This is a genomic window from Mycobacterium sp. MUNTM1 (assembly GCF_054660795.1).
In genome coordinates, this window is record NZ_BAAGDE010000147.1 from 1 (window position 1) to 752 (window position 752).

Below are 752 nucleotides of genomic sequence, written 5' to 3' on the forward strand. Positions count from 1 at the left end.
ATCTCGACGATCTCGTTCGGGACCAAGGGCGGCGAGATCGAGATGGACGGGCAGCGCATCGCCGTCCCGGTCTCGACCGACCAGATGAAGATGGTCGCCAAGCTGTCCGGCGGGCAGTCCTACACCGCCACCAGCCTCGGCGAGCTGGAAAAGAGCTACAACGCCATCGAGAACGAGATCGGCTACCGCACCGTGCCGGGGCCGGGCAGCGCCGGCTGGCTGCGGCTCGGCGTGCTGACCGCGTTGATCGCGACGGCGCTGGCGCTGCTGATCAACCGGCGCCTGCCCAGCTGAGCGTTCAGGCGGGCAGCCTGCGGTTCAGCAGCAGACCGGCCAGGATGGCGCCGGCCATGACGAAGGCGCCGAGCAGCATCCAGGCCAGGCTCGCGTCGCCCTTCACGGTCTCGTAGCCGATCTGGCGCTGCAGCGTCGAGTACACGTTCTTCAACGAGTCCAGGCTGTCGGCGTGGAAGGACTGGCCGTCGGTGATCTCGCAGATCTTCTGCAGGGTCTGGTCGTCCACCGGGACCGGGATGGTGGCGCCCTCGTAGTCGACGGTGCCGTACGGGGTGCCGAACGAGATCGTCGAGATCTGCACGCCCTCGTCCTTGGCCAGCCGCGCCGCGGTGTAGACGCCGTCGTGCGGATCGCTGGGATTGGAGGGCTTGTTCTCGCCGCCGTCGGAGAGCAGCACGATGCGGGCCGGTGGCGGTTTGTCGCCGCCGGCGACAGCGGTGGCGCTGATCGCGTGC

The 752-nt window shown here is 68.6% G+C and carries 1 protein-coding gene and 1 pseudogene; one reads left to right on the forward strand and one right to left on the reverse strand.

What is annotated here, in order from left to right; translation table 11 throughout:
• A pseudogene (locus tag ACYQ8K_RS30155) lies at nt 1-294 on the forward strand (VWA domain-containing protein); the annotation flags it as partial.
• A gap of 4 nt (nt 295-298) precedes the next feature.
• Here ACYQ8K_RS30155 and ACYQ8K_RS30160 read toward each other — a convergent pair.
• A partial coding sequence (locus ACYQ8K_RS30160; protein ID WP_459975043.1) for a vWA domain-containing protein occupies nt 299-752 on the reverse strand: 454 nt, incomplete at its 5' end.